Raw genomic sequence first — 1,880 nt, 5'->3', positions numbered from 1 at the left:
GGAGATCCGCCGCATCCGCGACGCCTACCCGGAGACCAAACGCCACAAGGCCACCGACGTCCCCGGCATCGCCTCCAACGACATCGGCATCATCACCAGTGCACCGCCGCCCAGCCGCCCCATGCTCGTCATGCTCAAGCGACTGCTGCACCAGACACAGGGCAAGCAGCGTCACGCGCTGGGCGCGGTGGCCGCCGACGACGCGCATTGGTGGCATGTCGCGCAGTTCCGGACCGCGGTGGTGACGGACGCGAGCCAGGAGGGTGTGCGGGTCCGTTCCTTCGACCGGACGGCGATGTTCGAACTGACCCGCCGGAGCGTCAAGGTCATCAACCGGCTTCGCAAGGAAGGCTCGACTGTTCAGGAGCTGTACAAGCGCGCGATGCCCGAGCTGACCTCGCGCGACAACTGGACCCGCCTCTACCGGCTCTGACGCGGCCGCTCGTCGAGGACGAACAGCAGCATTCCGGCGCAGAGCAACAGGGCGGCACCCCAGGCCGCCCTGTTGCCCAGCCACGCGGTGACGAGCGCGCCGAGCCCGGCGCCCGCCAGGAAGGACAGGCAGATCGCGCCGAACGCGCGGGCCTGCGCGGCGGCGCCGGGCTCCTCGCGGAACACCGCGCGGTAGGCGGCCTTGGTCGCGGTGCGGAGGTTCCCGGTGGTCATCGTGGTGTTGACCGCCCAGTCGCCGAGCTTGCCGAACGTCGAGTTCTGCAGAGCGGCCACAAAGGACACGATGAGCACGATCGTGGTGCTGCTGAAGGAATCCGGCAGGAACCCGATCACCGCGAGCACCACGATCTCGGCCAGCAGCGCGACCCGGAGCGGCCGCCGCAGCCACGGCGCGACCCGCGGGTGGGTCACCGTTTCGGCCACCGCGACACCGGCCACGAAGGCCAGCAACGGTGGTAGGTGGCTCAGCGCGTCGGCCCCATCGCCCCGTGCCGCGAACACGCCGAGCAGCACGACGTTCCCGGTCTGCGCGTTGGCGAACACTCCGCCGTGCGCGACGAAGGTGAACGAGTCGAGGAAACCGCCCGCGACGGCGAGCAACGCGGCCAGCCGCAGGGTGCCCGCGGTGATGCGGCCGCTGTTCATGGTGTCCAGTGTGGACGGAACGGCTCACCGGGTGCAACACGGGGCAGGACCGCGCCGTGCCCGCGTTGTCCTGATTCCTCAGACGTCCTCGACGCGGAACACCGCGATGCGCTCGGCCGCCGCGGCGACGGCGTCCGGGGTCGGGGCGTCGGCCAGCCCGGTGGTCACGAGCCGGTTGGCGACGCTCGCCGGGCTCTTCTTCACCAGCTCGCGCAGCAGTGGCCGCCGCTCGTCGACCGGCACCTCGACGAGCCGCGCCGTCGACGAACGGCGGCCGCGGGTGAGCGTCACGGTGTCCGCGGCGCGGGCGTTCGCCACCCACGCGGCCTTCGGGTACGCCTGCATGATGTAGCGGCCGCCCGTCAGCGGGATGACCGCGATGGGGAACGTGCGGGGCTGCCCGCTGCGGCGCCCCGCGACGGTGAGCAACTGCATCGGCCCGAAGGCGACGCCCGCGCGCTGCAGTCCGACGATGACCTTGTTCAGGGAGTTGACCATCCGGCGGTAGGTCTCGGCTTTCGTCATGTGCCCACTGTACCCCAAGTAGTACGAGACTCATATGATCTGCCCGGCATACTTCCTCCGGCGTGGAACTCGCCCGCCCGAGTGAGGTCTTCTCAGTGGGGTGGGTGGTGCTCGTGGGCTTGTTGTGGCGGTTGGGGTTCGTGCGGTGGCTTAGCTTGTCGGGGCAGCAGCGGTCGGGGCGGGTATCTGTGGGGCCTCATGGGTAGGGGCGCGCGGGGGGGGTGGGGCCCGGGCTAGAACACCACAACGGGGCACAA

Annotated in this window: 2 protein-coding genes and 1 pseudogene; 1 reads left to right on the top strand and 2 read right to left on the bottom strand. The window is 70.4% G+C overall.

Annotation, left to right across the window (positions count from 1 at the left end):
* Window positions 1–433: pseudogene (locus ACFWY9_RS41240) on the top strand (glycosyltransferase family 2 protein); the annotation flags it as partial.
* Here the strand turns inward: ACFWY9_RS41240 and ACFWY9_RS41235 are convergent.
* Together ACFWY9_RS41235 and ACFWY9_RS41230 are read right to left on the bottom strand one after the other, a co-directional pair.
* A complete protein-coding gene (locus ACFWY9_RS41235; RefSeq protein ID WP_378331302.1) occupies window positions 421–1,098 on the bottom strand; it encodes a YoaK family protein in 678 nt (225 codons plus the stop codon). The pseudogene ACFWY9_RS41240 and the gene ACFWY9_RS41235 sit on opposite strands and share 13 nt — an antisense overlap.
* Before the next feature lie 78 nt (window positions 1,099–1,176).
* Window positions 1,177–1,623: a nitroreductase family deazaflavin-dependent oxidoreductase gene (locus ACFWY9_RS41230; protein ID WP_378331303.1), complete on the bottom strand. Its 447-nt coding sequence runs from the start codon at window positions 1,621–1,623 to the stop codon at window positions 1,177–1,179.
* Window positions 1,624–1,880 lie beyond the last annotated feature (257 nt).

It is taken from the genome of Amycolatopsis sp. NPDC059027 (assembly GCF_042739735.1).
In the GTDB taxonomy this organism is placed as follows: Bacteria; Actinomycetota; Actinomycetes; order Mycobacteriales; family Pseudonocardiaceae; genus Amycolatopsis.
This window is presented reverse-complemented; position numbering and strand designations above follow the sequence as displayed.